Annotated in this window: 19 protein-coding genes, 1 tRNA gene and 1 other RNA gene; 4 read left to right on the forward strand and 17 right to left on the reverse strand. The window is 72.4% G+C overall.

The genetic code is table 11. From position 1 onward, the window contains the following. Positions 1–39: 39 nt before the first annotated feature. The 7 genes from FB462_RS12530 to ffs form a co-directional block, all read right to left on the reverse strand. Positions 40–1,188, reverse strand: coding sequence for an Rv2578c family radical SAM protein (locus tag FB462_RS12530; RefSeq protein ID WP_058743294.1), 1,149 nt, complete (start codon positions 1,186–1,188; stop codon positions 40–42). A 51-nt stretch (positions 1,189–1,239) separates the two neighbouring features. Further along, complete coding sequence (locus FB462_RS12535) at positions 1,240–2,727, reverse strand: malate:quinone oxidoreductase (protein ID WP_083520149.1); 1,488 nt, start codon at positions 2,725–2,727, stop codon at positions 1,240–1,242. A 113-nt stretch (positions 2,728–2,840) separates the two neighbouring features. After that, positions 2,841–3,890, reverse strand: a complete 1,050-nt coding sequence (locus FB462_RS12540; protein ID WP_141862222.1) for an aspartate-semialdehyde dehydrogenase — start codon at positions 3,888–3,890, stop codon at positions 2,841–2,843. Between the two features lie 31 nt (positions 3,891–3,921). Further along, a complete protein-coding gene (locus FB462_RS12545) occupies positions 3,922–5,187 on the reverse strand; it encodes an aspartate kinase (RefSeq protein ID WP_058743290.1) in 1,266 nt (421 codons plus the stop codon). A gap of 165 nt (positions 5,188–5,352) precedes the next feature. Continuing rightward, positions 5,353–5,952: a recombination mediator RecR gene (gene recR, locus FB462_RS12550; RefSeq protein ID WP_058743291.1), complete on the reverse strand. Its 600-nt coding sequence runs from the start codon at positions 5,950–5,952 to the stop codon at positions 5,353–5,355. Beyond that, positions 5,952–8,693: a DNA polymerase III subunit gamma and tau gene (locus tag FB462_RS12555; protein WP_141862224.1), complete on the reverse strand. Its 2,742-nt coding sequence runs from the start codon at positions 8,691–8,693 to the stop codon at positions 5,952–5,954. Before FB462_RS12555 ends, recR begins: the two co-directional genes overlap by 1 nt. 85 nt (positions 8,694–8,778) lie before the next feature. Next, positions 8,779–8,875, reverse strand: an RNA gene (gene ffs, locus FB462_RS12560) — signal recognition particle sRNA small type. A gap of 36 nt (positions 8,876–8,911) precedes the next feature. Between ffs and FB462_RS12565 the strand changes: the two genes are divergently transcribed. Further along, on the forward strand, positions 8,912–9,586 hold the full coding sequence (locus FB462_RS12565) for an NAD(P)H-binding protein (RefSeq protein WP_141862226.1): 675 nt from the start codon (positions 8,912–8,914) through the stop codon (positions 9,584–9,586). A gap of 120 nt (positions 9,587–9,706) precedes the next feature. Here the strand turns inward: FB462_RS12565 and FB462_RS12570 are convergent, their stop codons facing one another. Together FB462_RS12570 and pta are read right to left on the reverse strand one after the other, a co-directional pair. Then, a complete protein-coding gene (locus FB462_RS12570; protein WP_141862228.1) occupies positions 9,707–10,903 on the reverse strand; it encodes an acetate/propionate family kinase in 1,197 nt (398 codons plus the stop codon). Between the two features lie 52 nt (positions 10,904–10,955). Further along, on the reverse strand, positions 10,956–13,064 hold the full coding sequence (gene pta / locus FB462_RS12575; RefSeq protein WP_141862230.1) for a phosphate acetyltransferase: 2,109 nt from the start codon (positions 13,062–13,064) through the stop codon (positions 10,956–10,958). Between the two features lie 122 nt (positions 13,065–13,186). Between pta and FB462_RS12580 the strand changes: the two genes are divergently transcribed. Together FB462_RS12580 and FB462_RS12585 are read left to right on the forward strand one after the other, a co-directional pair. Continuing rightward, positions 13,187–13,274 (forward strand) — tRNA-Ser (locus tag FB462_RS12580). Positions 13,275–13,606: 332 nt separating this feature from the next. Then, positions 13,607–14,251, forward strand: a complete 645-nt coding sequence (locus FB462_RS12585) for a hypothetical protein (protein ID WP_141862232.1) — start codon at positions 13,607–13,609, stop codon at positions 14,249–14,251. 95 nt (positions 14,252–14,346) lie between these two features. Here FB462_RS12585 and FB462_RS12590 read toward each other — a convergent pair whose 3' ends face one another. Both FB462_RS12590 and FB462_RS12595 read right to left on the reverse strand, forming a co-directional pair. After that, entirely contained in the window at positions 14,347–16,365 is a 2,019-nt protein-coding gene (locus FB462_RS12590) for a helicase HerA-like domain-containing protein (protein WP_141862233.1), read from the reverse strand. A gap of 58 nt (positions 16,366–16,423) precedes the next feature. Then, positions 16,424–17,680 (reverse strand): multidrug effflux MFS transporter, encoded by a 1,257-nt coding sequence (locus FB462_RS12595; RefSeq protein ID WP_141862235.1) that lies wholly within the window; start codon positions 17,678–17,680, stop codon positions 16,424–16,426. A 299-nt stretch (positions 17,681–17,979) separates the two neighbouring features. On the opposite strand from FB462_RS12595, the gene FB462_RS12600 reads away from it, so the two are divergent. Further along, entirely contained in the window at positions 17,980–18,558 is a 579-nt protein-coding gene (locus FB462_RS12600; protein WP_141862237.1) for a TetR/AcrR family transcriptional regulator, read from the forward strand. Positions 18,559–18,672: 114 nt separating this feature from the next. On the opposite strand, the gene FB462_RS12605 is transcribed toward FB462_RS12600, so the two are convergent. The 6 genes from FB462_RS12605 to FB462_RS12630 all read right to left on the reverse strand — a co-directional run bounded on the left by FB462_RS12605 (position 18,673) and on the right by FB462_RS12630 (position 26,990). Then, positions 18,673–19,218, reverse strand: a complete 546-nt coding sequence (locus tag FB462_RS12605) for a substrate-binding domain-containing protein (protein WP_229666671.1) — start codon at positions 19,216–19,218, stop codon at positions 18,673–18,675. A gap of 11 nt (positions 19,219–19,229) precedes the next feature. Further along, positions 19,230–20,618: an MFS transporter gene (locus tag FB462_RS12610; protein ID WP_167510104.1), complete on the reverse strand. Its 1,389-nt coding sequence runs from the start codon at positions 20,616–20,618 to the stop codon at positions 19,230–19,232. Positions 20,619–20,734: 116 nt separating this feature from the next. Next, on the reverse strand, positions 20,735–21,880 hold the full coding sequence (locus tag FB462_RS12615) for a cystathionine gamma-synthase (RefSeq protein WP_141862243.1): 1,146 nt from the start codon (positions 21,878–21,880) through the stop codon (positions 20,735–20,737). A 61-nt stretch (positions 21,881–21,941) separates the two neighbouring features. After that, positions 21,942–23,306, reverse strand: a complete 1,365-nt coding sequence (locus tag FB462_RS12620) for a cystathionine beta-synthase (protein ID WP_114849685.1) — start codon at positions 23,304–23,306, stop codon at positions 21,942–21,944. Between the two features lie 10 nt (positions 23,307–23,316). Then, positions 23,317–24,774 (reverse strand): mechanosensitive ion channel domain-containing protein, encoded by a 1,458-nt coding sequence (locus tag FB462_RS12625; RefSeq protein ID WP_141862245.1) that lies wholly within the window; start codon positions 24,772–24,774, stop codon positions 23,317–23,319. Beyond that, positions 24,771–26,990: an adenylate/guanylate cyclase domain-containing protein gene (locus FB462_RS12630; protein ID WP_167510105.1), complete on the reverse strand. Its 2,220-nt coding sequence runs from the start codon at positions 26,988–26,990 to the stop codon at positions 24,771–24,773. Before FB462_RS12630 ends, FB462_RS12625 begins: the two co-directional genes overlap by 4 nt. Position 26,991: the final 1 nt, after the last annotated feature.

Here is a 26,991-nt window from a genome sequence, read left to right on the forward strand (position 1 = left end):
CGACACTCGGTGTCCCCCGAACGCGGAAGCGCACTCGCGTCAGAACAGGGTCGGCCCGGACGCCGCACCGACGCTGGCCGTCCGATGCCCCCAGCCGGGGTCCGCGCGCTGCAGCGGCGACACCGACGGACGCGACTGCTCGTCGAGCGGCGAGGCCGTGGGTCCCGTCGGGATCGTGCGCAGCCGTTCCTCGCGGTCGCGGAACCCCATCGAGCCGGTCGCCGGGTCGACCCGACCGACCGCGACCCCGTGGGCGCGCAGGATGGGACGGACCCGCTCCGCGAGCCACCGGCGGTAGTCCTTCGGGGCGTACGTGTTGTCGAGGTACATCGACCGGTACCGCGCGACCAGGTCCGGCCGGGTCTGCTGCAGCCACGCGAACCACCACGGCTTGACCCCGGGCCGCAGGTGCAACGCCGAGTACATGACGCTCGTCGCACCGGCCGCGGCCGCCCGCCCGATCGCGTCGTCGAGGTGTGCCCGGGTGTCGGTGATGAACGGCAGCACGGGCATCAGGAACACCGAGCAGTCGAGGCCCGCGTCCCGGATCGCCCGGACGGTCGCCAACCGTGCCGCCGTCGTCGGGGTGCCCGGCTCGACCTGCTGCTGCAGCGCGTCGTCGTACACCGCGATCGACATCGCCAGGTCGATCGGTACCTGCCGTGCCGCCTCGGCCAGCAGGGGCAGGTCGCGTCGGAGCAGCGTGCCCTTCGTCAGGATGCTGAACGGCGTCCCGGACTCGGCGAGGGCACGGATCACGCCCGGCATCAGCCGGTACTTGCCCTCGGCGCGCTGGTACGGGTCGGTGTTCGTGCCGAGGGCGACCGGGTGCCCCTGCCAGCTCGGTCGGCGGAGTTCGCGGCGGAGCACGTCGGCGACGTTGGTCTTCACGACGATCTGCTGGTCGAAGTCCGCGCCGCCGTCGAACTCCAGGTAGGTGTGCGTCGGCCGGGCGAAGCAGTACACGCACGCGTGGCTGCACCCGCGGTACGGGTTGATCGTCCAGCCGTAGGTACCGGCACCGTCGGCACTGGGCACACGGTTCAGGGCACTCTTCGCCAGGACCTCGTGGAAGGTGACGCCCGCGAACTCCGGCGTCGTGACGCTCCGCACGAGTCCGCTGTTCGACGCGAGTCCCGGGAGCGCGTCGGTCCGCTCCGCGTCGATCGCCTGCCCACTCCACCGCATGCCGCCATTCGAACACACGTTCGAACAGTGGTCAAGCCGGGCGAGCCCGGTTCAGTGGTGCAGCCCGAGCACCTTCGCGGTCCGCGCGAGGGTCTCGTCCGCGAGCGCCGGGTCGGAGCCGAGGTCCGTGCCGTACGTCGGCACCATCTCGCGCACCGTCGGCTCCCAGCCTGCCCAGCGGTCCGGGAAGCACCGCTGCAGCATGGACAGCATGATCGGCACCGCGGTGGACGCCCCGGGGCTCGCACCGAGCAGACCCGCGATCGACCCGTCGGCCGACGTGATGACCTCGGTCCCGAACTGCAGCACCCCACCCTTCTCGCGGTCGGGCTTGATCACCTGGACACGCTGCCCGGCGGTGATCCGGTGCCAGTTGTCCGGCTCGGCCGTCGGCATGAACTCGCGGAGGGCGTCGAACTTCGTCTGCTTCGACGCGAGCAGCTGTCCGACGAGGTAGCGGACGAGGTCGAAGTTCGAGAACGCGACGCTGAGCATCGGGCGCAGGTTGTGTGGTCGGATCGAGCGGAACAGGTCGAGCACGGAGCCCTGCTTGAGGAACTTCGGGCTGAACCCGGCGTACGGGCCGAACATGAGCGACGCCTTGCCGTCGACGATGCGGGTGTCGAGGTGCGGGACGGACATCGGCGGAGCGCCGACGCTCGCCTTGCCGTACACCTTCGCCGCGTGCTTCTGCACGACCTCGGGCTCGTCGGTCCGGAGGAACTCGCCGGACACCGGGAACCCGCCGTACCCGCGGATCTCCGGGATGCCGGACTTCTGCAGCAGGTGGAGTGCTCCGCCGCCCGCGCCGACGAAGACGAACTTCGCCGCGATGCGCTGCGTGGAGCGACCGATCTCGTTGCGGACGTCGAGGACCCAGCCCTCGGACACCGTCGAGCGGGTGATCTTCCGGACCTGGTGTGACGGCTCGAACTCGACGCCGGCGATCTCGAGCTCGTCGAAGAGCTGGCGGGTCAGCGACCCGAAGTCGACGTCGGAGCCGGCGGCGGAGTACGTCGCCGCGATCGGCTGGTCCTTCTTGCGCCCCGGGATGAGCGCGGGTGCCCACTGCCGGATCTGCGCGGGGTCGTCCGAGAACTCGATGCCCGCGAACAGCGGGTGGTCCTTGAGCGCCTCCCAGCGCTTCCGCATGTACTCGACGTTGTCAGCACCCCAGACGAACGAGATGTGCGGCGTCGGGTTGATGAAGTTCGAAGGTTCCGGCAGCGCACCGGTCTCGACGAGGTGGGCCCAGAACTGCCGCGACACCTGGAACTGCTCGTTGACCGTGACGGCCTTCGCGATCTCGACCCGTCCGTCGGGCAGCTCGGGCGTGTAGTTCAGCTCGCAGAGCGCCGAGTGCCCGGTGCCCGCGTTGTTCCACGGGTTCGAGGACTCCTGCGCGACCGATCCGAGCCGCTCGTACACGCGGATGCGCCACGTGGGCTCGAGCCGGTGGATGATCGCGCCGAGCGTGGCGCTCATGATCCCTCCCCCGACCAGGACGACGTCGATGGGGTCCACCTGCTTCACTGCCACCCGTCGATCCTACCGGCGTGCGGCCGGGTGCGAGCCGACCGACAGACGGACGGGAGGCACGTGGCGGACCCGCCACGTGCCTCCCGTCCGTCTTCTGGTCCCTACCCCGGCCGCTACGCGGCGACGGTGCGGCTGGCGACGATCGTCTCGGCGATCTGTACCGCGTTGAGCGCGGCGCCCTTCCGCAGGTTGTCGCTGCTCACGAAGAGCGCGAGGCCGTGACCGGCGGGCGCGGACTGGTCGGCCCGGATCCGGCCGACGAACGACGGGTCCTGCCCGGCGGCCTGCAGCGGCGTCGGCACGTCGGCGAGCTCGACGCCGGGCGCCTCGGCGAGGATCGCCGTCGCGCGCTCGGGCGAGAGCGGACGGTCGAACTCGGCGTGCACCGAGATCGAGTGCCCGGTGAAGACCGGGACGCGCACGCAGGTGCCGGCGACGAGCAGGTCGGGCAGCTCGAGGATCTTCCGGCTCTCGTTGCGGAGCTTCTTCTCCTCGTCGGTCTCGCCCTCGCCGTCCTCGACGATCGATCCGGCGAGCGGCACGACGTCGAACGCGATGGGACGCACGTACTTGACCGGCTCCGGGAAGGTCACGGCCGAGCCGTCGTGGGTCAGCGCCGCGGCGTCCTGCTCGAGGGCGGCCTCGGCCTGGCCGAGCAGTTCCTCGACCCCGGCGAGCCCGGACCCGGACACGGCCTGGTACGTCGTGGCCACGAGTCGGCGGAGACCGGACTCGGTGTCCAGGACCTTGAGCACGGGCATGATCGCCATCGTCGTGCAGTTCGGGTTCGCGATGATGCCCTTCGGCGCCTGGTCGATGGCGTGCGGGTTCACCTCGCTCACCACGAGCGGGACCTCCGGGTCCATCCGCCAGGCGCTGGAGTTGTCGACGACGACGGCTCCCGCAGCGGCGAACTTCGGCGCGAGGGCGCGCGAGGCGGTGGCACCCGCCGAGAACAGCGCGATGTCGATGCCGGACGGGTCGGCGGTCTCGGAGTCCTCGACGAGGATCTCCTCGCCGCGGAACGGCAGCGTGGTGCCGGCGGATCGGGCGCTCGCGAAGAACCGGACGCGGTCGGCCGGGAACGCGCGCTCCTCGAGGAGGCGACGCATCACGGCGCCGACCTGACCGGTGGCGCCGACGACGGCGACGGTGGTGCTCATGTGGTGCTCCTGCTCGTTCGCGGGACCGCGGTCAGCGGCCCGTGCCGGCGTAGACGACGGCTTCCTGGTCGGCGTCGAGGCCGAACGCCGCGTGCACGACGCGCATCGCCTCGTTCAGGGTGTCGGCACGGGTGACGACCGAGATGCGGATCTCCGAGGTCGAGATCATCTCGATGTTGATCGACGCCTCGTGCAGGGCGCGGAAGAGCGCGGCGGAGACGCCGGCGTTCGTGCGCATGCCCGCACCGACGAGGGCGAGCTTGCCGATCTGGTCGTCGTACTGGATGCCCTCGTAGCCGATGTCGGCCTTCGCGACCTCGAGCGCCGTGAGCACGCCCTGGCCCTGGTCCTTCGGCAGCGTGAAGGAGATGTCCGTGCGGCCGGTGACGGCCTCGGACACGTTCTGCACGATCATGTCGATGTTCGCGCCGGCACGGGCCACGATCGTGAAGATCTCGGCGGCCTTGCCCGGGGTGTCGGGCACGCCGACGACGGTGATCTTGCCCTCGGAGAGGTCTCCGGCGATCCCGGTGATGATCGGTTCTTCCACGGTTTCCCCCTCTGCAGGGTTGTAGACGATGGTTCCCTCGGCGTTGCTGAAGGAGGAGCGGACGTGCAGGGTGACGCCGTGCCGACGGGCGTACTCGACGGCACGGATGTACAGGACCTTGGCGCCGGAGGCCGCGAGCTCGAGCATCTCCTCGCTCGTGATCCGGTCGACCTTCTTGGCCTTCGGGACCACGCGCGGGTCGGCGGTGAAGATGCCGTCGACGTCGGTGTAGATCTCGCAGACGTCGGCGTCGAGCGCGGCGGCGAGGGCGACGGCCGTGGTGTCGGAGCCGCCGCGACCGAGCGTGGTGATCTCGCCGGTCGTGCGGTTGAAGCCCTGGAAGCCCGCGACGATCGCGACGTGGCCGGCGTCGAGCGCCTCGCGCACGCGCTTCGGGGTGACGTCGACGATGCGGGCCTTGCCGTGCTGGGCGTCGGTGAGCATGCCCGCCTGGCTGCCGGTGTAGGACGAGGCTTCGACGCCCAGGCTCTTGATCGCCATCGCGAGCAGGGCCATCGAGATGCGCTCCCCCGCCGTGAGCAGCATGTCGAGCTCACGACCAGCCGGGATGGGCGTCACCGAGTGCGCGAGGTCGACGAGCTCGTCGGTGGTGTCGCCCATCGCCGAGACCGCGACGACGACGTCGTTGCCGGCCTTCTTCGTCTGGACGATCCGCTTCGCCACGCGCTTGATGCTCTCGGCGTCCGCGACGGACGATCCACCGAACTTCTGCACGATCAAGGCCACTGCTTGGTACTCCCGGGAACGACGGATCCGCGATGTGGAGCGGTTCGACAATGGTAGAGGGTGTTCCGCGGATGTTGCGTCGGAACGGGGTGGGACGCAAGGATCCTGCGTGCTGTTGGGCGTGAGGAGCCGCGCGGCGGGTGCGTGCCGCCGGTGGCGTCGTGCTCAGCCGCCGACCAGGCGACGACCCTCGAAGGCCCGTCCGAGTGTGACCTCGTCGGCGTACTCCAGGTCGCCGCCCACGGGCAGACCGGACGCGAGTCGGGTCGTCCGGATGCCCATCGGGACGAGCAGACGACTGAGGTACGTCGCCGTCGCTTCGCCCTCGAGGTTCGGGTCGGTCGCGATGATGACCTCGTCCACCGTGCCGTCGGCCAGGCGCGTCATGAGCTGCTGGATGCGCAGGTCGTCCGGACCGACACCGTCGATCGGGCTGATCGCACCGCCGAGCACGTGGTAGAGCCCGCGGAACTCGCGCGTCCGTTCGATCGCGGCGACGTCCTTCGCCTCTTCCACCACGCAGATCACGGTCGGCGAACGACGGGGGTCGCGGCAGATGCTGCAGCGCTCGGACTCGGTCACGTTGCCGCAGACCTCGCAGAAGCGGACCTTCTCCTTGACGTCGGCCAGGAGCTCCGCCAGTCGGCTCGGGTCGAACGACTCGGTCTGCAGGATGTGGAACGCGATCCGCTGCGCGGACTTCGGGCCGATGCCGGGCAGGCGACCGAACTCGTCGATCAGGTCCTGGACGATGCCGTCGTACATCAGGCACCTTCCTCGTGCAGGGCGGTCTCCTCGATGAACTGGGCACCGAGGATCTCACGGACGACGGCCTCGCCGTAGCGTCCCGCGACGGGGGCACGACGGGCCGGAGGTGCGGTGGTCGGCTGCGGCCGGGCGGCCTGCTGTCGGGGTGCGGCCTGCTGCTGGGCGGCGCCCTGCTGTCGGGCAGCGCCCTGCTGCAGGCCGGACGCCGCTGCGGGCGGTGTCGGCGCCGCGGCCGGCGCTCCGGTGCCCGGGTCGGGGAACGGGGCGCCGTCGTCGTACGGCTCGTCGTCGAGGGGGTGGTCGTCGACGGGCACGTCGGACCGGGTCGCCGAGGTGTCGGGCGCAGCGGGTGCGGACCCCGACGTCTCGGCTGCCGCCGGTGCGGCGGCCGAGGTGGACTCGGCACGCGGGCGCGGCGTCGCGGAGGCGCCTCCGCCGAGTGCCGAGGCCGGACGCAGCTGTGCGGCGAGCGCTGCGTCGGCGGCGGGGTCGCCGACGACCGGGACGGGGGTGACGGGCTCGCCGGTGTCCGTCGTGCCGAAGGGCGCCGACCAGCTCGGTTCCGCTCGTCCGGCCGGGGCGGCGGGTGCGGGCGTCGGGTCCGTCGCCGGGATGGTGGCGACGGCCCAGTCGGTGACCGGGCTGCTGGACGCCGGCGCCGGTGGCGGTGTCACCGCGGGCTGCGGTGCGGGAGTCGGTGCCGCGGGAGCCTGGGGCGCCTGCTGCTGCCCCGGAGCCTGCGGCGCCTGAGCCCGCGGCGCCGCGACCTCGGGCTCGGGCTTCGGCTCGGGGGCACGACGCTCCGGCGCCGCCGCCTGCTGCGCCTGCTGCGGGGCCTGCTGCGCCTGCTGCGGGGCCTGCTGTGCCTGCTGCTGCGGGATCTGCTGCTGCGGAGCCCGCTGCTGACCGTGCGGCTGCTGCTGGTGCTGCCCGGGCCCGCGGGCGACGAACTTCACCCGGAGTCCGAGGACGTCGATGATCGCCGAGCGGAGGAGCTCACTGACGCTCGTCGCGGGATCGGACATCTCCTTGAAGGACGCCACGTCCTGCTGGCTCGGGAACGTCAGGGTGAGCACGTCCTCACGCAGGGCTGTGACCTGCGCCGTGACGACCACGGACCACGCCGACCGACGGGCCTTCTGCACGTGCTCGACGACCTGCGGCCAGGCGTCGCGGAGCTGCTGGAAGCCCACGGCCGAGATGGGACGGACCACGGGCTCGTCGCCGACGGCCGTGCCCTGCCCGGTCGACGAGGCGTTGGCCGTGCCGGACGGGGCGGCCGGGGCATCCGTCGACGGGCGCTCGGCGTGCGGCTGCTGCACGGGCTGCGGGGTGCTCGGGGCGACCGCTCCCCACGCCGCGGCGGCGTCACGCACGGCATCTCCGGGGGCGGCCGACCCGCCGGCGGACGACGACTCGGTGGTCGAGCGTGCGCTCGCTGCAGGAGCCGCCGACTGCGCGGGCGCAGCGGTCGACTCAGGCGAAGCGGTCGACGCGGGCGCCGGAGCCGCGGTGCGCTGCGGAGCGGCAGGAGCCACGGCCGCCGTGGAGCCGCCCTGGTGTCCGCCCGCGTCGCCGACACCGACACGGCGCTCGAGCCGCTCCACACGGGCGAGGGCCCCGCGCTGGGTGTCGTCGGCCTCGGGCACGAGCATGCGTGCCGTCATCAGCTCGAGGTGCAGCCGCGGTGAGGTCGCACCGGTCATGTCCGTCAGGGCGCGGTTCGCGATGTCCGCCGCCCGGGACAGCGCCGTCGCCCCGAACACCCCGGCCTGGCGGGTCATGGTGTCGAGTTCCTCGGGCGAGATGCCGCGCAGGACCGCCGCCGCGCTCTCGTTCGTGGCGGCGACGACGATCAGGTCACGAAGCCGCTCGAGCAGGTCCTCGACGAAGCGTCGCGGGTCTTGACCGGTCTGCACGACGCGGTCGATGGCCGCGAACGCCGATGCCGGGTCCGCGACGGCGAGCGCGTCGACCACGTCGTCGAGCAGTGCCGCGTCGGTGTAGCCGAGCAGGGCGACGGCACGCTCGTACGCGATGGCGCCGTCCTCGCTCCCCGCCATGAGCTGGTCGAGCAGCGACAGGGTGTCCCGCACCGATCCGCCACCGGCCCGGACCACCAGGGGCAGGACGCCCGGCGCGACCGACACGGACTCCTGCGCACAGAGCTGCTCGACGTACTCGAGCATCGTGGCCGGCGGCACGAGACGGAACGGGTAGTGGTGGGTCCGCGACCGGATGGTGCCGATGACCTTCTCGGGCTCGGTCGTCGCGAAGATGAACTTGACGTGCTCAGGGGGCTCCTCGACCAGCTTGAGCAGCGCGTTGAAGCCCTGCGGCGTCACCATGTGCGCCTCGTCCAGGATGAAGATCTTGAAGCGGTCGCGTGCCGGGGCGAACACGGCGCGGTCGCGCAGGTCGCGAGCGTCGTCGACACCGTTGTGGCTCGCCGCGTCGATCTCGATCACGTCGAGGGAACCGCTGCCCCCGCGCGCGAGCTCGACGCAGCTCGGGCAGACACCGCACGGGGTGTCCGTCGGCCCCTCGGCGCAGTTGAGGCAGCGTGCGAGGATGCGGGCCGAGGTCGTCTTGCCGCAGCCGCGCGGCCCGCTGAACAGGTACGCGTGGTTGACACGGTTCGTCCGGAGCGCGGTCCGCAGCGGGTCGGTGACCTGCGACTGCCCGATCAGCTCGGCGAAGTTCTCGGGCCGGTAACGGCGATACAGGGCGGTGACCACGGACCAAGGGTAGCCGGGACGGCCGACACCACCAGCCGTCACACCGAGCCTGTGGACGGCGTCGGGTCACACCCCTTCCGGGAACGAAGAAGACTCCTCACGCACCCGCCAGAGCCCGGTTACCCTTGCTGCGTTTCCGCCCTGGGGGAGTTGGCCTGGATGGCGTCACGTGAGGAGCCTCCGGAAGTCTACCGGACGCGACGGGCAGTATCGGACACATGAAGATCGCCATCGCCGGAGGACACGGACAGATCGCCCTGCTCCTCGCCCGCCTCGTCACCGACGCCGGCCACGACGCCGTCGCCGTCATCAGGAACCCCGCGCACCGCGCCGACGTGGAGCAGCAGGGCGCGACCGCGCTGGTCGTGGACCTGGAGCAGGTCGACGACGACGAACTCGCCCTGCGCCTGCGCGGGGTCGACGCGGTGGTGTTCGCGGCCGGTGCCGGCCCGAACAGCGGTGCGGAGCGGAAGGAGACCGTCGACCGGGACGCCGCACTGCTCCTCGCCGACGCCGCCGAGCGGATGGGCATCGACCGCTACGTGATGATCTCGGCGATGGCGGCCGACTCGTACGACCCGGAGCGGGCCGTCGTGCCCGCCCGCTCCGAGGACGACGTCTTCCAGGTGTACCTGCGCGCGAAGTCCGAGGCGGACGCGGACATCCGCGCGCGGAACCTGCGCTGGACGATCGTCCGTCCGGGTGCGCTCCTCGACACACCGCCGCAGGGCACGGTCGCCGTCGGGCGCACGGTGCCGCGCGGGTCGATCCCCCGTGCGGACGTCGCCGCGGTCGTGCTGCACGCGCTCCTCGACGACTCCGCGGTCGGCGTGCAGTTCGAGGTGACGAGCGGCAACACACCGATCCCCGCCGCCCTGCACGCCCTCGGCTGACCCGATCCGCACGAACGAGACGCCCCCCGCGCTGCCGAGACGCCCCCCAACCGTCGAGACGCCCCCGGATCCGGGGGCGTCTCGCGCACTCGGGGGCGTCTCGCGCGCGACCGCCGCGAGCTACAGCGCGACCGCAGCCGACTGCCGGGCGATCTCGAGCTCCTCGTTCGTCGGGATGACGAGCACCGCGACACGCGACGCGTCCGTGGAGATGCGCCGTGCCTCCCGTGAGGCCAACTCGTTCCGGTCCGCGTCGACCTCGATGCCCAGGTGCTCGAGCCCCGCGAGCACGCGCCGGCGCAGCAGCGCGTTGTTCTCCCCGACGCCCGCGGTGAAGACCACGGCGTCCAGCCCACCGAGCTGCGCCGTGTACGCCCCCACGTACCGGCGGATCCGGTGCCGGTACACGGCGAGCGCCGCCTCGGCGGTCTCGTCACCGCGCGACGCAGCGTCCTGCACGTCCCTCATGTCCCCGTTGCCGGTGAGCCCGAGCAGGCCCGACTGCTTGTTGAGCATGGTGTCGAGCTCGTCGAAGTCGAGTCCGGCCTCGCGGTGCAGGTGCAGCAGGACGGCGGGGTCGAGGTCGCCGGAGCGGGTCCCCATCACCAGGCCCTCGAGCGGGGTCAGGCCCATCGAGGTCTCGATCGAGCGGCCGCCGTCGATCGCCGCGGCCGAAGCCCCGTTGCCGAGGTGCAGCACGATGGTCTTCAGCTCGGACAGCGGGCGGTCGAGGAACGCGGCGGCCTGCTCGGAGACGTACTTGTGGCTCGTGCCGTGCATGCCGTAGCGCCGGATCTGGTGCTTCTCGGCGAGGTCGGCCGGGATCGCGTACGTGTACGCGTGCGGCGGCATCGTCTGGTGGAACGCGGTGTCGAACACGGCGACGTGCGGGACGTCGGCGAAGACCTGCTTCGCGGCCCGGATCCCCTCGAGGTTCGCCGGGTTGTGCAGCGGCGCGAGGCTGTTCAGCGCCTCGATCTGCTCCTCGACCTCGTCCGTCACGACCGTCGCCCGGTCGAACGTGGTCCCGCCGTGCACCACGCGGTGGCCGACGACCGCCGGGGGGTGCTCGTCGAACGACGGGCCGACCTTCGCGAAGGCGTCGAGCATGGCTTGGAAGCCCGCCGCGTGGTCCGGGACGTCGGCTGAGTCGTTCGAGGACGACTCCCCCGTCACCGCGTTCGTGTGCTTCCACGCGCCGGCGGACTCGCCGATGCGCTCCACCAGCCCGGAGGCGAGCGTGCGCTCGCCCTCGAGCTCGATGAGCTGGTACTTGAACGAACTCGAACCGGAGTTCACGACGAGGGCTGCGGTCACTGGGGTGGTGCCTTTCTCGGGACGGACTGGAGGCGCGGTGCGGGTCGGTCGGTCAGGCCGCGTCGGTCGCGGTGCCGGCCTGGATCGCGGTGATCGCGACGGTGTTCACGATGTCGCCGACGAGGGCGCCCCGCGAGAGGTCGTTGATCGGCTTGCGCAGGCCCTGGAGCACCGGACCGATGGCCACGGCACCCGCCGACCGCTGCACGGCCTTGTAGGTGTTGTTGCCGGTGTTCAGGTCCGGGAAGACGAACACCGTCGCCCTGCCGGCGACCGGCGAGCCCGGCATCTTCGTGCTCGCGACGGTCGGGTCGGCGGCGGCGTCGTACTGGATGGGGCCCTCGACGAGCAGGTCCGGGCGACGCTCCCGCACGAAGGCGGTGCCCGCGCGGACCTTGTCGACGTCCGCCCCGGTGCCGCTGTCCCCGGTCGAGTAGCTGAGCATCGCCACCCGCGGATCGATGCCGAACTGCGCCGCGGTCTCGGCCGACGAGATCGCGATGTCGGCGAGCTGCTCGCTCGTCGGGTCCGGGATCACCGCGCAGTCGCCGTAAACGAGCACGCGGTCGGCCAGCGCCATGAGGAAGACGCTCGACACGATCGACGTGTCCGGCCGGGTCTTGATGATCTCGAAGGACGGCCGGATCGTGTGCGCCGTGGTGTGCTTCGCGCCGGACACCATGCCGTCGGCCAACCCGAGCTGCACCATGAGCGTGCCGAAGTACGAGACGTCCGTGACGGTGTCGCGGGCGAGCTCGATCGACATGCCCTTGTGCGCCCGCAGCCGGGTGTACTCCTCGGCGAAGCGCTCGCGGAGCTCGGGGTCGAACGGGCTGACGAGCTGCGCACCCTCGAGGTCGAGCCCGAGCTCGGTCGCGCGGGCACGGATCGCGGCGGGTTCGCCGAGGATCGTCAGCGCGCAGACCTGACGCTGCAGCAGCGTGGACGCGGCGTGCAGGATGCGGTCGTCGTCGCCCTCGGGCAGGACGATCCGCTTGCCGTAGCCGCGGGCCCGGTCGAGCAGGCCGTGCTCGAACATGAGCGGCGTCACGACGCCGGACGGCGTGAGCTGCAGCCGGTCGCGCAGGGCGTCGGCGTCGACGTGCTGCTCGAAGAGCGCGAGCGCGAGGTCGGCCTTCCGCGGGGAGTCCGCCGCGAGCCGCCCGCGGGTGTGGGTGATCCGGAGCGCGGTGTCGTACGTGCCGAGGTCGTTCCGGGCGATCGGCAGCGAGCTCGACAGGCCCTCGAGCAGGCGGGTGATCTGCGGCGAGGTCTCGAACCCGCCGTTCAGGATGACACCGGCCAGGCTCGGGAAGGTCTCGGACTGGTTCGCGAGCACCGTGGCGAGCAGCACGTCGCTGCGGTCCCCCGGCACGACCACGATCCCGCCCTCGATGAGCCGGGGCAGCACGTTCTCCATGCTCATGCCGGCGACGACGGTGCCCAGGGCCTCGCGGTCGAGCAGGGCCTCGTCCCCACGGACGAGCGTCGCGCCGGTCGCCTGCAGCAGGGCACGGACGGTCGGTGCGACGAGCACGCGGTCCTCGGGGATGGCCCAGACGGGCGTGTCGGGGTGGACGTCGCGCACCGCGTGCTCGACGCTCGCGACGATCGCCGCGAGCGCGTCCGGGTCGGCACGGTTCACCACCACGCCGAGGAGCTGGGCGTGCGCCGCCCGGAGCTCGCTCGTCGTGACGTCGGCGACCTGCGCCATCGCCTCGGCCGTGCGCGCCCCCCGCTCGGCGGAGTCGCGGCCGCCGAGCACGAGCAGCACGGGCGCCCCGAGGTTCGCCGCGACCTTCGCGTTGAAGGACAGCTCCGTCGGGCTGCCCACGTCGGTGTAGTCGGACCCGAGGACCACGACCGCGTCGCACTGCCGCTCGACCTGCGCGAATCGGGACAGGATCGTGCCGAGCGCGGCGTCGGGGTCCGCGTGGACGTCGTCGTAGGTGACGCCGACGGCCTCGTCGTACGAGAGCCCGACGGCGGTGTGCTGCAGGAGCAGCTCGAGCACGTAGTCGGGCTCGGCGACCGACCGGGCGACGGGTCGGAACACGCCGACGCGACCGACGGATCGGGCGAGGGTCTCGAGGACACCGAGGGCCACGGTGCTCTTGCCGGTGTGCCCCTCTGCTGACGTGATGTAGATGCGGGTCGACACACCTCCAGGGTAGTCGCGCGCTCGACGGGCCCTCTGGGAGCCGGCGGGGCTGTGGAGGCTCGTGGTCATCCACACCCTCGGGAACCTGTACCATTGGTTTTCGTCATCGCGAGATGTCGCCTGGAGAATTCGCCTAGTGGCCTATGGCGCACGCTTGGAAAGCGTGTTGGGTGCAAGCCCTCGGGGGTTCGAATCCCCCATTCTCCGCCAGCAACTCCCACCAGGAGCGGTCCGGCCAGGAACGTACCGGTCAAGAACGACGAAGGGCACCCGCCTAGCGGGTGCCCTTCGTCGTTCCGGTGGCGCCCGTCGACGCCCGTGTCCCCCGTCAGGCCGACGGCTGTGCCCCCCGTCCGCAACGAGGTGGCCGGAACACGCCGCTGCGCAGTGGAACGCACTGTCCTCCGGCCCCGCCGAGGCCCTAGTCTGTACTCACGGACGACCCCGGGACGGGTCGGACACGGTGCAACCGGGCGGCAGGGGCGTCGCCCGACGGGCGTGCGGTCGACGCTGCCCGCGCACCCGAGGGCGAGGAGACCCACGTGGGGGACGCGACGGTACCGGCGACGGGACGACTGCGCGCGCCGGTGTTCGACACGGTGCTCCGGCCCCGTCGCGCACTGGTCCGCTCCACCGCCCTGAGCGTCGTCTGCTCCGCCGTCCCACTCGTCGTCGCGCTGGTCTGGGTCACCCTCCCGATGCGCTGGTGGTCGCTCGTGGCCGGCTTCGTCGTGCTCCTCGCCGTCCTGGCCGGTGTGCTGTTCGTTCGGCTCGGCTCGGCGTTCCTCGGGATCGATGAGGACGACGTCGTGCTGCACGGCGTGGTCACCGCAAACCGACGCATCCCGCGGGCCCGGGTGCACCACCTCGTCCTCGTGACGACGCAGCACGGGACGGCCGACCGCCCGGTCCGGACGCTCCTGGCGTTCGACGCCGACGACGAGCACCTGTTCCGCATGCGCGGCGACGTCTGGGGCGACGCGGCACTCGAGCGCGTGGTCGACGTGCTCGACGTCCAGGTGGACCGCGAAGGCCGCGTCCTGCCGGCACGCGAGGTCGCCCGCCGCTGGCCGTCGAGCCGCGCCTGGTACGAGCGTCGTGCCGGCGTCGCGGTCGCGGGTGGCGCTGCGGCCGCCCTCGTCGTCGGGGTCCTCGCCGTCGAGACGATCGGACTCCTCGCACGCTGACCGTCCGCGCCGCCCGAGCACGCTGACCGATCAGCGCCCGACGAGCACGCTGACCGACCGCGCCACCCGAGCTCGCCGACCGTCAGCGCGGCCCCTCAGCGCCGGCGTCGCAGGGTCGAGAAGATCCCCTTCACGACCTCCTTGGCGATGGTCCCGCCGAGCCCCGGACCGAGCAGGTCCGACAGCGGGTCCCCCGACCGCCGCGAGGTCGACGTCCGCGACGACCGTGGCGAGCGACCGCTCCGCCGCGACTCGGCCGTCCGCTCCGCGCGCTCGAACTCCCGCTGCGTGCGCTCGTACTCCTGCTGCGCGGCCCGACGCTCTCGCTCGTCCTGCTTCGCCCGTGCCGCCGCCTCCTTCGCGGCTGCCGCGGCGGCCCGCGCCGCCTGCTTCTCGGCCTCGGCCTGCGCGGACGCGGCGTGCTCCGCCGCCTCCGCGGCGGCGGCCTCGGCGGCCGCGGCCTCCATCCGGCGCGCGAGGATCTCGTGCGCCGAGTCGGGGTCGACGCGGGTGCCGTACCGGGCGAGGAGCGGGGACGAGGTGACCCGGGCCTCCAGGTCCGCCCCCGGCAGGGGCTCCATGGAGCCCTGCGGCGCGCGCAGGCGCGTCCACGCGACCGGCGTGGGCGCACCACGCTCGTTCATCACGGTGACGATCGCCTCACCCGTCGCCAGCGAGGTCAGGACCTCGCCGAGGTCGTACTCGCTCGTCGGGTAGGTCGACACCGTGGCGCGGAGAGCCTTCGCGTCGTCGGGCGTGTGGGCGCGGAGCTGGTGCTGGATGCGCGACCCCAGCTGCGCGAGCACGTCGTTCGGGACGTCCTTCGGCGTCTGCGTGACGAAGAACACGCCGACGCCCTTCGAACGGATCAGCCGGACGGTGCGGACGACCTGCTCGGTGAAGTCCTTCGACGCACCCGTGAACAGCAGGTGCGCCTCGTCGAGGAAGAACACGAGCTTCGGCTTGTCCTGGTCGCCGACCTCGGGCAGCTCGTTGAACAGGTCTGCGAGCATCCACATCAGGAACGTCGAGAACAGCTGTGGCTGGTCCTGCACGCCGGGGACCTCGAGCAGGCTCACGATCCCGCGGCCGTCCGGGGCCGTCCGGAGGAACTCGGCGGTGTCGATCTCCGGCTCCCCGAAGAACGCGTCGGCACCCTGGTCGGCGAAGGTGACGAGCTCGCGCAGGATCACGCCGACCGTCTGCTTCGACAGACCGCCGAGGTCCGCGAGTTCGCCCTTGCCCGCGTCGCTCGTCAGGTAGGTCAGGACGCTCCGCAGGTCGGACAGGTCGACGAGCGGCAGCCCGGCCTGCTCGGCGTAGTGGAAGACGAGCCCGAGCGACGACTCCTGCGTCTCGTTGAGACCGAGCACCTTCGCGAGCAGCAGCGGCCCGAACCCGGACACCGTCGCCCGGACCGGGACACCCGTGCCGACGCCGCCGAGGGCGTAGAACTCGGCCTGGCTGCCGACGCCCTGCCACTGCTGGCCGATGCCCGCCGTGCGCGCGAGCAGCTTGTCGTTCGGCTGGCCGGGGGTCGCCAAGCCGGACAGGTCGCCCTTGACGTCCGCCGCGAACACCGGCACACCGGCCGCGGCGATCTGCTCGGCGAGGAGCTGCAGGGTGCGGGTCTTGCCCGTGCCGGTGGCACCCGCGACGAGGCCGTGCCGGTTGAGCATGCCGAGCGGGATGCGGACCTGGACGTCCGGCAGCGCCTCGCCGTTGACGAGCGCGCCGAGTTCGAGGGCGGTGCCGCCGACGGCGTACCCGGTACGGACGGCCGCCACGGCGTCGGCGCCGAGCGGTCCGGCGGGTGGTGCGGTGAGCGGCGGGGTCGCCTGGTCGCCGGGTCGGGTGTCGGGCCGGACGGGAGGCTCGGTGCCTGTGGACGACGTCGACTCGGCTGCCGGGGTGGCCGGGTCCGTGGGCGCTGCTGCCGGCTCGGCTGTCGTCGCCGCCGGCTCGGTGGGCGCTGCGGCCACTGTCCGGCTCAGCGCTGCGGCGAGCTCCTCGGCCCGCCGTGCGGCCTCGTCGGCGAGCCGACGCGCCTCCTCGGCGGCGGCCTGCGCCGCCGCTGCCGCTGATCTCGCCTGCTCCACCGCGTCGTCGCTCATGGCCACAGCGTACGGACGCCGACCGACGCCGGTCCGGCCGGACGACGACGGGGAGTGACTAGTGCGTGAGGGCGGGGACCGTGCGGGGGCGGACCACGGCCCAGAGCAGGACGATCGCCACCGCCGCCGTGCACGCCATCACGGCCGCCATCGGCGCCGCGGTCTCGATGCCGAGCCAGCCGACGACCGGCGAGATGAGCCCGGCGACACCGAAGTTCAGGGCGCCGAGGAGCGAGGCGGCGGTGCCGGCTTCCTTGCCGTGCGCGGCGAGGCCGATCACCTGGACGAGCGGGAACGAGAAGCCGCACGCCGCGATGAAGAACCAGAGCGGCACGAGCACGCCGACCAGTCCGGCACCCAGCGCGTCGAGCACGATGATCGCGACCGACGCCAGGAACAGGGTCGCGGTCGAGCAGGCGAGGATCCACTGCGGGCCGACACGCTGCGCGATCCGCGAGGAGATCTGCACGCCGACGACGACGCCGATGGAGTTCACCGCGAAGAGCAGTCCGTACTGCTGCGCGTTGAGCCCGTAGACGCCCTGGAACAGGAACGGCGACGAACTCAGGTACGAGAACAGGCCGCTGAACACCATCGCTCCGATGAGCGCGACGCCGACGAAGATCCGGTCGGAGAACAGCGCCCTGTACCGCTGGCCGACGGTGGAGTGGCCGGCCTCGTGCCGGCGCTCCTTCGGCAGCGTCTCGACGATGAGCAGGATCGACGCGATCACGACGGCCAGGCCGTAGCAGGCGAGGAACACGAAGATGCCGCGCCAGCTGGTGAAGCGGAGCATCTGCGAGCCGATGAGCGGCGCGAGGATCGGTGCGAGGCCGTTCACCATCGCCAGGCGCGACAGCATGCGCACGAGGGGCTTGCCGCCGAACAGGTCGCGGACGGTGGCCATCGCGACGACACCACCCGCCGCGGCACCCATGCCCTGCAGGACGCGGAACACGGCCAGCAGCTCGATGTCCGGCGCGGTGGCCGCTCCGATGGACGCCGCGATGTGCACCGTGGTGGCGATGATGAGCGGCAGGCGACGACCGACCTTGTCGCTCCACGGGCCGACCAGCAGCTGGCCGACCGCGAACCCGAGCGTCGTCGCCGTGAGCGTGAGCTGCACGGCGCCGTCGGAGACCCCGAACTGCTCCTTGAGCGACGGGAACGCCGGCAGGTAGAGGTCGATGGTGAACGGCCCGAGCGCGGTGAGCGCGCCGAGCACGAAGACGTAGACGAGGCGCTGACCCCGGGTGAGCGAGTCACCGGGGTGGAGCACGACGCGGAGTGGACCAGTGGTGGCGGGCGCGGTCACGAGCGAGCGGTCCTTCGACAGGAGAGACGGGAGAGGGAGGTGATCACGGGCGCCGCGGTTGCCCGGCGCCGGGAGAGCGGGGTCGCACCGGGCGGACCCGGCCGAGTCGAATCGAATCGATTCGCCCACGGAACCATCCTACGGGCTGCGTGAGCGCTCCCGGAACCTCCCGCACCACATCCGTCGCGTCACACCGCGCTCTCCGTCCCGTCCGGGCGGTCGCCGTACGGTAGCGTCGACCGTGCTCGTCGACACCCGGTCGGACCGGGCAACGGACTCGGCGAGAAGGGGGTGGGACCGTGGTCGACGCACGGATCCTGCACACCACCGCAGCCCTGCGCGAGGCGATCCTGCGGCTGGCCGCCGACCGCCCCGTGTCCACGATCACCGTCGCGGACGTCACGCGCGCGGCCGGGATCAACCGTGCGACCTTCTACTCGCACGCGGTCTCGCCGGGGTCGCTGCTCGCCGACGTGCTCACGCCCGAGCTCGACCGCATCCGCGAGGACGACGCCGAGGCCCGCCGGACGGCTGCCGCCCGTGGTGCGGGTGCCGACGAGCTCGCTGCGATCACCCGTCGCGGGATCGACGCGGTCGTCGAGCACGTGGTGTCCCACCGGGACATCTACGCGAAGGGGCTCCCGGACACCGAGGACGCCTCGCTCCACCGGCTCCTCGTCGAGCACTTCACCGTTTCGAGCGCGCAGCACATCCGCGAGCTCCCCACCGAGCGCCCGACCATGCTCGACGACGTCGCGGCCGGGTTCGTCGCGCAGGGGTTCGTCGGTGCGATCGAGGCCTGGCTCGCCGGGCCCCGGCGGTCGCGGAGGTCGCTCGTCGAGACGATCACGCTGTCGTTCCCGTCCTGGTGGCACTGAGCGCCGCGGCACCGGCGACAGCAGCGACCGTCAGTCGCTGATCGTCGGTCGCTGATCGTCGGTCGCTGATCGTCGGTCGCTGATCGTCGGTCGCTGATCGTCGGTCGCTGATCGTCAGTTGCTGACCGTCGGCTTCTCGCCGCGCTGCAGCGACCGCACCACGTCGACCGTGGCGTCGACGAACGCGTCCCCGTCGTCGCCGGGCACTCGATGGTCGGCGGACACCCCGTCGCCCCCGGTCCCGCTCGCGGGCAGGGACCCACCGAGGGACACCACGACCACGCCGGCGTCGTGCGCGGTCTGGAGCGCCCCGGCCAGGGCCGAGGCGTCGACTGCGCGGACGAGCACCGCCTTCGCGCCGCCCCGGACGAGCGCGTCGATCGCCTCGCGCTGGGCCGCCGCGCCGTCCTGCTCGGGCGCCACCCGGACGTCCGACCGGAACCCCGCTGCGTCGAGCCGGTCGCCGAGCGCCGTGCCGAGCGAGCCGTCCGCGGCGGACAGGACCACCCCGACCACGGCGTGCCGGTCGAAGCCGCCGTCCGAGCTGGTCAGGTCCGAGCTCTGCACGGGCGTCGGCGCCGCGGTCGTGGGACCCTGGCAACCGGTCAGGGCGACGAGGGCCGCCCCCACCACGACGGCCACGACGGCCCCGACCCGCATGCGCACGCGCGTCACGCTACCCGCTCGGCACCTGCAGGCGGCGGCACCGGGCCGAGCCGTCGGACCGCCGCGGTGGCGAGCAGCGCGATCACGATCATCGCGAGGAACACGAGCGGGAACGACCACGCGGCGTCCGCTCCCCCGCTGCCGACGAACAGCAACCCGGTGACCGCGAGCCCGACGACGCTGCCCGAGGCGTCCGCGATCGTCAGCGCCGAGCTCGCGAACCCGTCGTCGCCCTCGCCCGAGAACCGCAGCGTCAGCATCGACGCCCGCGGGTACAGCCCGCCCATGCCCGCGCCGCCGACGAACCAGCCGACGACGAGCACCCACCACGGCAGGTCGAACGCGGCGACCGCGAGCGCCGTGACCAGGCTGACGAGCACCAGGGCGAGCCCGACACCGAACGTCCTGGCGGCCGTCAGGCGTTCCTCGCCGACCCGTCCGTGCACCCAGCTGGCACCGGCCCAGCTCAGGGCGGCGACGGTCAGCGCGAGGCCCGCCGTCGACGCCGACAGACCGTGCCGCGACTGCAGCAGGAACGGCACGTAGGCCTCGCTCCCGAAGAACGCCGCCGCGACGAGTCCCCGCAGGAGCACCACGCTCGGCAGCCCGGGCGCCGCACGGAACGTCCCGGTCGGCAGCAGCGGACGGAGCGCCGCCCACGTGCCGACGACCCCGACGACGACCGCGGCGACGCGCGGCCACGGGCCGAGGTCCGGGGCGACGTTGAGGAGCAGGATCGCGATCGCCGCCCCGACGGACCAGCCGATCCTGGTGCGTTGCCACACCGGTCGGAGCGCGGCGGCCGGGGCGTGCAGCTTCCCGAGGGTCGGCACGAGCAGGGCGAACGACACCACCGCGATGACGAGCGCCCCGGCGAAGACCCAGTGCCAGCCCCACGTCTCGGTGACGATCCCCGCGACCGCCGGGCCGACGAGCGCCGGGACGACCCACGCCGCGGCGAACCCGGCGAACACCGGGCCGTGCAGCTCGGCTGGGAAGATCCGTGCGACGAGCACGTAGAGCACGACGTCGATCGCCCCGGCACCGAAGCCCTCGACGAGCCGCCCGACGAGGAACACCTCCATCGTGGGCGCCAGCATCACGACCGCGGTGCCGAGCGCGAAGAGCGCGGCCGAGACCCACGCGACGACACGACCGCCGGACCGGTCCGTCCAGTTCCCCGCGAGCACCATGCCAGGGACACCCGCGGCGAGGGGTGCCGCGAAGGCGAGCGCGTACAGCGTCTCGCCGTCGAGGTCACGGCTGATCTCCGGCATGACCGTGGTCATCGCCAGGTTCTGGAACGCCGCGACGCCCACGATGGCGACCATGCCGATCGTCGCGAGCGCGTAGCGCCCGCTGAGGATCCCGGTCGTCGTCGCCACGCTGCTCACCCGGGTCACGCTACCGGTGACCACGGACGGACTGGAGGATCGTGGCGGCGCCGCCACGATCCTCCAGTCCGCCCTGCGCGCGCGTCAGCGCGCCGCGACGTCAGCGCGCCGGGACGTCAGCGCTCCAACGCCTGCAGGACGTCCGCGACCAGGTCGCCGGCGTCCTCGATGCCCACCGACAGGCGGACGACGTTCTCCGGCACGGCGAGCTCCGTGCCCTTGACGGACGCGTGCGTCATCTCGCTCGGGTAGCCGATGAGCGACTCGACCCCGCCGAGCGACTCGGCGAGCGTGAACACCTCGGTCGACTCGACGAACCGCTTCGCCGCCGCGGGGCCGCCGGTCAGCGCGACCGAGAGCATGCCGCCGAAGCCACGCATCTGCTTCGCGGCGACGTCGTGCCCGGGGTGGTCGGCGAGGCCCGGGTAGAAGACGCGCTCGACACCCGGGGCGGACACGAGCGCCTCGGCCACGGCCTGCGCGTTCGCGGAGTGCCGCTCCATCCGCAGCGGCAGCGTCTTGATGCCGCGGGTGGTCAGGAAGGCGTCGAACGGCGAGGCGATCGCACCCGCACCGAACTGCAGGAAGCCGACCTGCTCCGCGAACTCCTGGTCCCGCAGCACGACCGCACCGCCGACGACGTCGGAGTGGCCCCCGAGGTACTTCGTCGTGGAGTACGACACCGCGTCGGCGCCGAGCGCGAGCGGCTGCTGCAGGTACGGCGAGGCGAACGTGTTGTCCACGACGACGAGCGCACCGGCGGCGTGCCCGACCTCGGACAGCAGCGCGATGTCGGCGATCTTCATGAGCGGGTTCGTCGGGGTCTCGACCCACAGGACGGTCTTCGCGGGGGCACCCTCGAGCGCGGCGCGGACCCGGTCGACGTCGCTCATGTCGACGACGACGAGCTCGACGCCCCACGGCACGTGCAGCCGGTTCACCAGGCGGTGCGTCCCGCCGTAGACGTCGTTGCCCATCACCACGCGGGCGCCGGGCTCCAGGTACGCGCGGAGCAGGGCGTCCTCGGCGGCCAGCCCGGACGCGAACGAGTACGCCGCGACGCCGCCGTCCAGGTCGGCGAGGAGCGTCTGCAGGGCGTCCCGCGTCGGGTTGCCGCCGCGCGAGTACTCGTAGCCGTTCCGCATGTTCCCCACGCCGTCCTGCACGTAGGTGCTCGTGACGTGGATGGGCGGGATCACCGCGCCGGTCGTGGCGTCGGGGTCCTGGCCGGCGTGGACGGCACGGGTGTCGAACTCGGTCATGCGATCGGGGTTCCTTGCAGCTCGGGGTCGTGGTCGGGGGCGCGTCGGTGCGCGGCCCGGGTCACTCGGACAGGGAGGTCAGCAGGTCGTGCCGGGTCAGCACGGTCACCGGCTTGCCGTCGTCGACGACGAGCAGGGCGTCGACGGACTCGAGCGCCCGCCGGGCCGCGGACAGGGACTCCCCCGTGCCGATGAGCGGGAGCGGGTCCCCGACGAAGCCGGACACCGCGTCGGTCATCGCGGCCGCGCCGGTGAACACCTGCTCGAGCAGGTCCTTCTCGGCGACGGCACCGACGACCTCGCCGATCACGACGGGCGGCTCGGCGCTCAGGACCGGCATCTGCGAGACGCCGTACGTCGCCATGATCTCGACGACGTCCCGCACGGTGTCCGACGGGTGCGCGTGCACGAGGTCCGGCAGACGGCCGTCCTTGCCCGCGACGACGGACCCCACCGTCCGCGCGTCGTCGGTCTCGGCGAAGCCGTACGAGCGCATCCACCGGTCGTTGAAGATCTTGCCGAGGTAGCCCCGGCCGCTGTCCGGCAGGAGCACCACGACGACGTCGTCCTCGGTCAGGTCCTGCGCGGCCCGGAGCGCGGCGACCACGGCCATGCCGCTCGACCCGCCCACGAGCAGGCCCTCCTCGCGCGCCAGGCGGCGGGTCATCGCGAACGACTCGGCGTCCGTCACGGCGATGATCTCGTCCGGGATCCCGGCGTCGTACGCGGCTGGCCAGAAGTCCTCGCCGACGCCCTCCACCAGGTACGGCCGCCCGGTGCCGCCCGAGTAGACCGAGCCCTCCGGGTCCGCGCCGACGATCCGGACGCGTCCGTCCGACGCTTCCTTGAGGTACCGGCCGGTGCCGGAGATGGTGCCCCCGGTGCCGACGCCGGCGACGAAGTGCGTGATCTGCCCCTCGGTGTCGCGCCAGATCTCGGGACCGGTGGTCTCGTAGTGGCTCCGCGGGCCGTTCGGGTTCGCGTACTGGTTCGGCTTGTAGGCGCCGGGGATCTCCCGCACGAGCCGGTCCGACACCGAGTAGTACGACTCCGGGTGCTCCGGCGGGACCGCGGTGGGGGTGACGACGATCTCGGCGCCGTACGCGGTGAGGACGTTCCGCTTGTCCTCGCCGACCTTGTCCGGCAGGACGAACACGCACCGGTACCCGCGCTGCTGGGCCACGAGCGCGAGCCCGACCCCGGTGTTCCCGGAGGTCGGTTCGACGATCGTCCCGCCGGGGCGCAGGTCGCCGGAGGCCTCGGCCGCATCGATGATCCGCGTCGCGATGCGGTCCTTCGACGAGCCGCCCGGGTTCAGGTACTCGACCTTGACCAGGACGGTCGGCCGGATGCCCTCGGTGACGCGGTTCAGACGGACGAGCGGGGTGTCGCCGACGAGGTCGACGACCGAGTTCGCGTAACGCACGCGGCCGAGTCTAGGCGGCTCCCCCGGCGACCCGCTGGGATGCGACGCGGGACTGCAGGCGGACCTGCTCCTGGGCCTGCAGGACGTCCTGGACGTCCTGGTGACGGCGGTCGATGACGGCGCTGATGTCCTTCGCCAGGCGCGGGGTCCGCTGCACGATCGCGTCGAGGACCGGGGCCGGGACCGCGAGCACGGACACCTCGGTGGTCGCCACCTGGAACGCCTGCACGACCTCGCGGGTCAGGGCCGTCTGCCCGACGTAGTCGCCGGCTTCCACCTTCGTCGCCAGGAGCTGCGTCCCGTCGAACGGCACCCGCAGCTCGATGCTGCCGCTGAGGACGAACCGGATCACCGTCGGCACGACGCCGGGGCGGGCGATCACCTCGCCGGCCGCGTAGCGCTCGAGCCGCACGGCAGGGGCGAGCGCCGCGCGGTCCTCGTCACCGAGGTACAGGATCGGCGCCACCGCGGCGAGCGCCGCGTCCCGCCGTTCCTCGGTCGCGTGGTCGTCCGTCCCGTCGCCGTCGAGTGCCAAGCCCTCACGGCGGGCGGCGTACCAGAGCCAAGTCCGGAACTGCGCGAGCGCCGGTCCCTCCTGGGACGGGCCGCCGACCTCGAACGACACCGTGTACGCCGCGCCGCCGGCCGGCTCAGCCGCCGGCGCGGTGTCCCGCGCGAGCTGCGGCAGGGCCGCGGCGGTGCGCTGCAACAGCGCGACCACGGCCGCCGGGGCGTCGTCCGTCGTGAACGTGACGGACGTCGTGACCGGGAACGTGCCTCCTGTCCGGCTGAGGTTCGTGAACGACGCACCGGCGAGCGACGAGTTCGGGGTGACCAGGATCCCACCCCCGGTGTCGATGTGCACGGACCGCCAGTTCACCTCGACGACCCGGCCACGGGTGCCGCCCACGTCGAGCCAGTCGCCGAGCCGGAACGGCTGCTCGAAGAGCAGGAAGAGTCCCGCGATGACCGGTCCGACCGCGGACTGCAGCGCGAGGCCGATGACGAGCGACCCGACACCCAGGGCGGTGAAGATCCCGCCGACGTCGGCGCCCCAGACGATCTTGAAGACGAGCGCGAGCCCGAGCGCGATGAGCACGATCCGGGCGATGTCGACGAATATCGACGGGACCTTCTCGCGCCACGACCCGGCGCGGGCGTTCGTGAAGAGCAGGACGTTCAACCCGTTCAGCACGAACACGATCACCAGGAACCCGAGGACCGAGGCGATGACCTGGTTCACGACCGGCTGGCCGGGGTCCACCGCATCGGTGACCTGCACGGACAGCACCAGGATCGCGATGATCGGCACGACCGCGTTCCGGAGCAGCCCGATGACCTTGTGCATCGGGTTGTGCCGGCGCTGCAGCGAGGACTGCAGCTCGGTGAGGACGAGCAGCAGCACCGGCAGGCCGACGATCACCGCGATCGACGGCCAGAACCACGACTGCTCCCAGAACGCGGTCACGACGCCACCTGCTCGAGCTTCCAGATGCGCTGCGTGCCGCTCTGGGTGCGGACCTCGCCGGCGTCGACCAGGCCGTCGCGGTCGCCGAGCTTGTCGACCACGCGCTGCGTCGCGTAGACGCCGGCGGCCGGTGCGATGCCCTGCACGCGGTACGCCAGGCTGACCGCGTCGCCCCACATGTCGTAGACGAGCTTCGACCGGCCGACGAGCCCGCTCGTCACCTGCCCGGTGTCGATGCCGGCGCGGAGGCCCACGCGCGAGCCGTGTTGCGCGTTGAAGCGGTCGACGACGCGCTGGGACTCCTCCGCCCAGTCGACCATCCGCCGGACGTTGTCGACCCGGGGAACGCTCAGGCCGCACGACGCCAGGTAGCCCGCCCGCGTCGTGCGCACCCGCTCGACGCCGTACCGACTCGCCGCCTCGTCCAGCGACCGCCACAGGTCGTTGACGAGCGACAGGCTCTCCTCGGCGGACAGGCCACGCGCGAAGTCGTCGAACCCGACCAGGTCCGCGTAGACGACGGCCACGTCCTGGTGGTCGGCCGCGATCGTGTCGTCACCCTGCTTGTACCGCTCGGCGACGTCGGCCGGCATCATCGTGAGGAGCAGCGCGTCGTTCTGCCGCCGCTGCTCGTCGAGCAGGTCCTGCTTCACCTGCAGGCTCCGGCTCATGTCGTTGAACGCCACCCCGAGGTCGCCGATCTCGTCTCCGGGACGGGTGCGCACCTCGACCCCGAGCTCGCCCGCGCTGACCCGGTTCACGGCGGTCTGCAGCCGTCGGACCGGGCGCACGAACACCTGCGCGAGGAGCAGCGAGAGCAGGCTGACGAGCACGATGATCCCGACGAGGGACAGCCCGAGGTTGCGGGTGAAGTCGTTCACCGGGCCGAACGCCTCGGCGGTGTCGGTCTGCGCGACGACCACCCACCGCAGGCCGTCCACCTCGAGCGGCGCGTACGCGGCGAGGACCTCCTTGCCGCGGTAGTCGGTGCCGATCACCGTCCCGGTCTTCCCCTGCAGCGCCCGGGACACCGCGGTCGAGTCCACCTCCTGGAGCAGCACCGACCCCTTCACGGCCAGCTGCCGCTCCGCGACGGACGGTGCCGTCCCCGCGGCGACGACGTCCTGCTCGTACTGCCGGGGGTGCTGGAGCAGCTGGCGGGGGTACGACCGCATGAGGTGGTCGGCGCCGACCAGGTACGACTCACCGGTGTCCCCGAGCCCGTCGCCCTTCCAGCCCTCGTTGCCGGTCATGACGCTGTTCACGAGCTCGACCGGCACCTGCACGGCCATCACGCCGATGATCTTCCCCTGGTCGCCGACCGGGGACATCACCCACAGCGTCGGGACGTTCAGGCTCGGGACGTACCGCGCGAAGTCGGTCACCACGAAGTCGTCGGCGCTCGTCAGCCGGAGGGCGTCCTGGTAGCCGGACGCCAGGTTCGAGTCCCGGTACGGCCCGTCGTCCAGGTCCGTCCCGAGGTCCGCGCCGCCGTACGCCGAGTAGACGACGTTCCCGTCGGTGTCCATGAGGAGCAGGTCGTCGTAGCCGACGGTCTCGGTCGCCTGCCGGAAGTACTCCTGGTACTCCGCGTGCGCGGCCGACCACGCGCTGCCGTCGCCCGCGTCGTCTTCCTTGATCGCCTCGTCGTAGTCGGTGAACGGCGCCGTGTACCGCGCCTGCAGGTAGATCTGCGGGTCCGTCGTCGGGGCGAACTGCTCCGGGTTCGCGGTCTCGCCGGAGCGGGCGTCGAGCTGCGGCACGAACGTGTCGCGGTACCAGCCGTCGACCTTCGTCCGGTCCGCGTCTGTCACCGGCTGGCGCTGGAGGTCCTGCCACCCGGCCGTGAAGGCCTTCGTCGCGCCCACGACGCTCGCGTTCCGGGTCTGGGCGACCACGGTCTGCGTGAACTGCGAGAACGAACGCTGCAGCTCGGTGATCCGCGTTTCACGGAGGGACGTCACCTGGTTCGTCGCCGCGGTCTGCAACGAGGACCGGCCGTTCAGGTAGCCCACCGCGCCGACGACCAGCGCCGCGACGATGCTCACCCCGAGCAGCATCACGAGGAGCTTCGACTGGATGTCCAGCGACCCCCGCGAGAACAGGCCCCGCACGGCGGGTCGGCGCCGCGGCGCCTCCTCGACGACGCGCGGGGCGTCGGGTGCCGCGTCAGCCGCGGGCGGGATCGGATCGGGCTGCGGTGGGACTGCGGTCACG

Source organism: Curtobacterium citreum, from assembly GCF_006715175.1.
Classification (GTDB): domain Bacteria; phylum Actinomycetota; class Actinomycetes; order Actinomycetales; family Microbacteriaceae; genus Curtobacterium; species Curtobacterium citreum.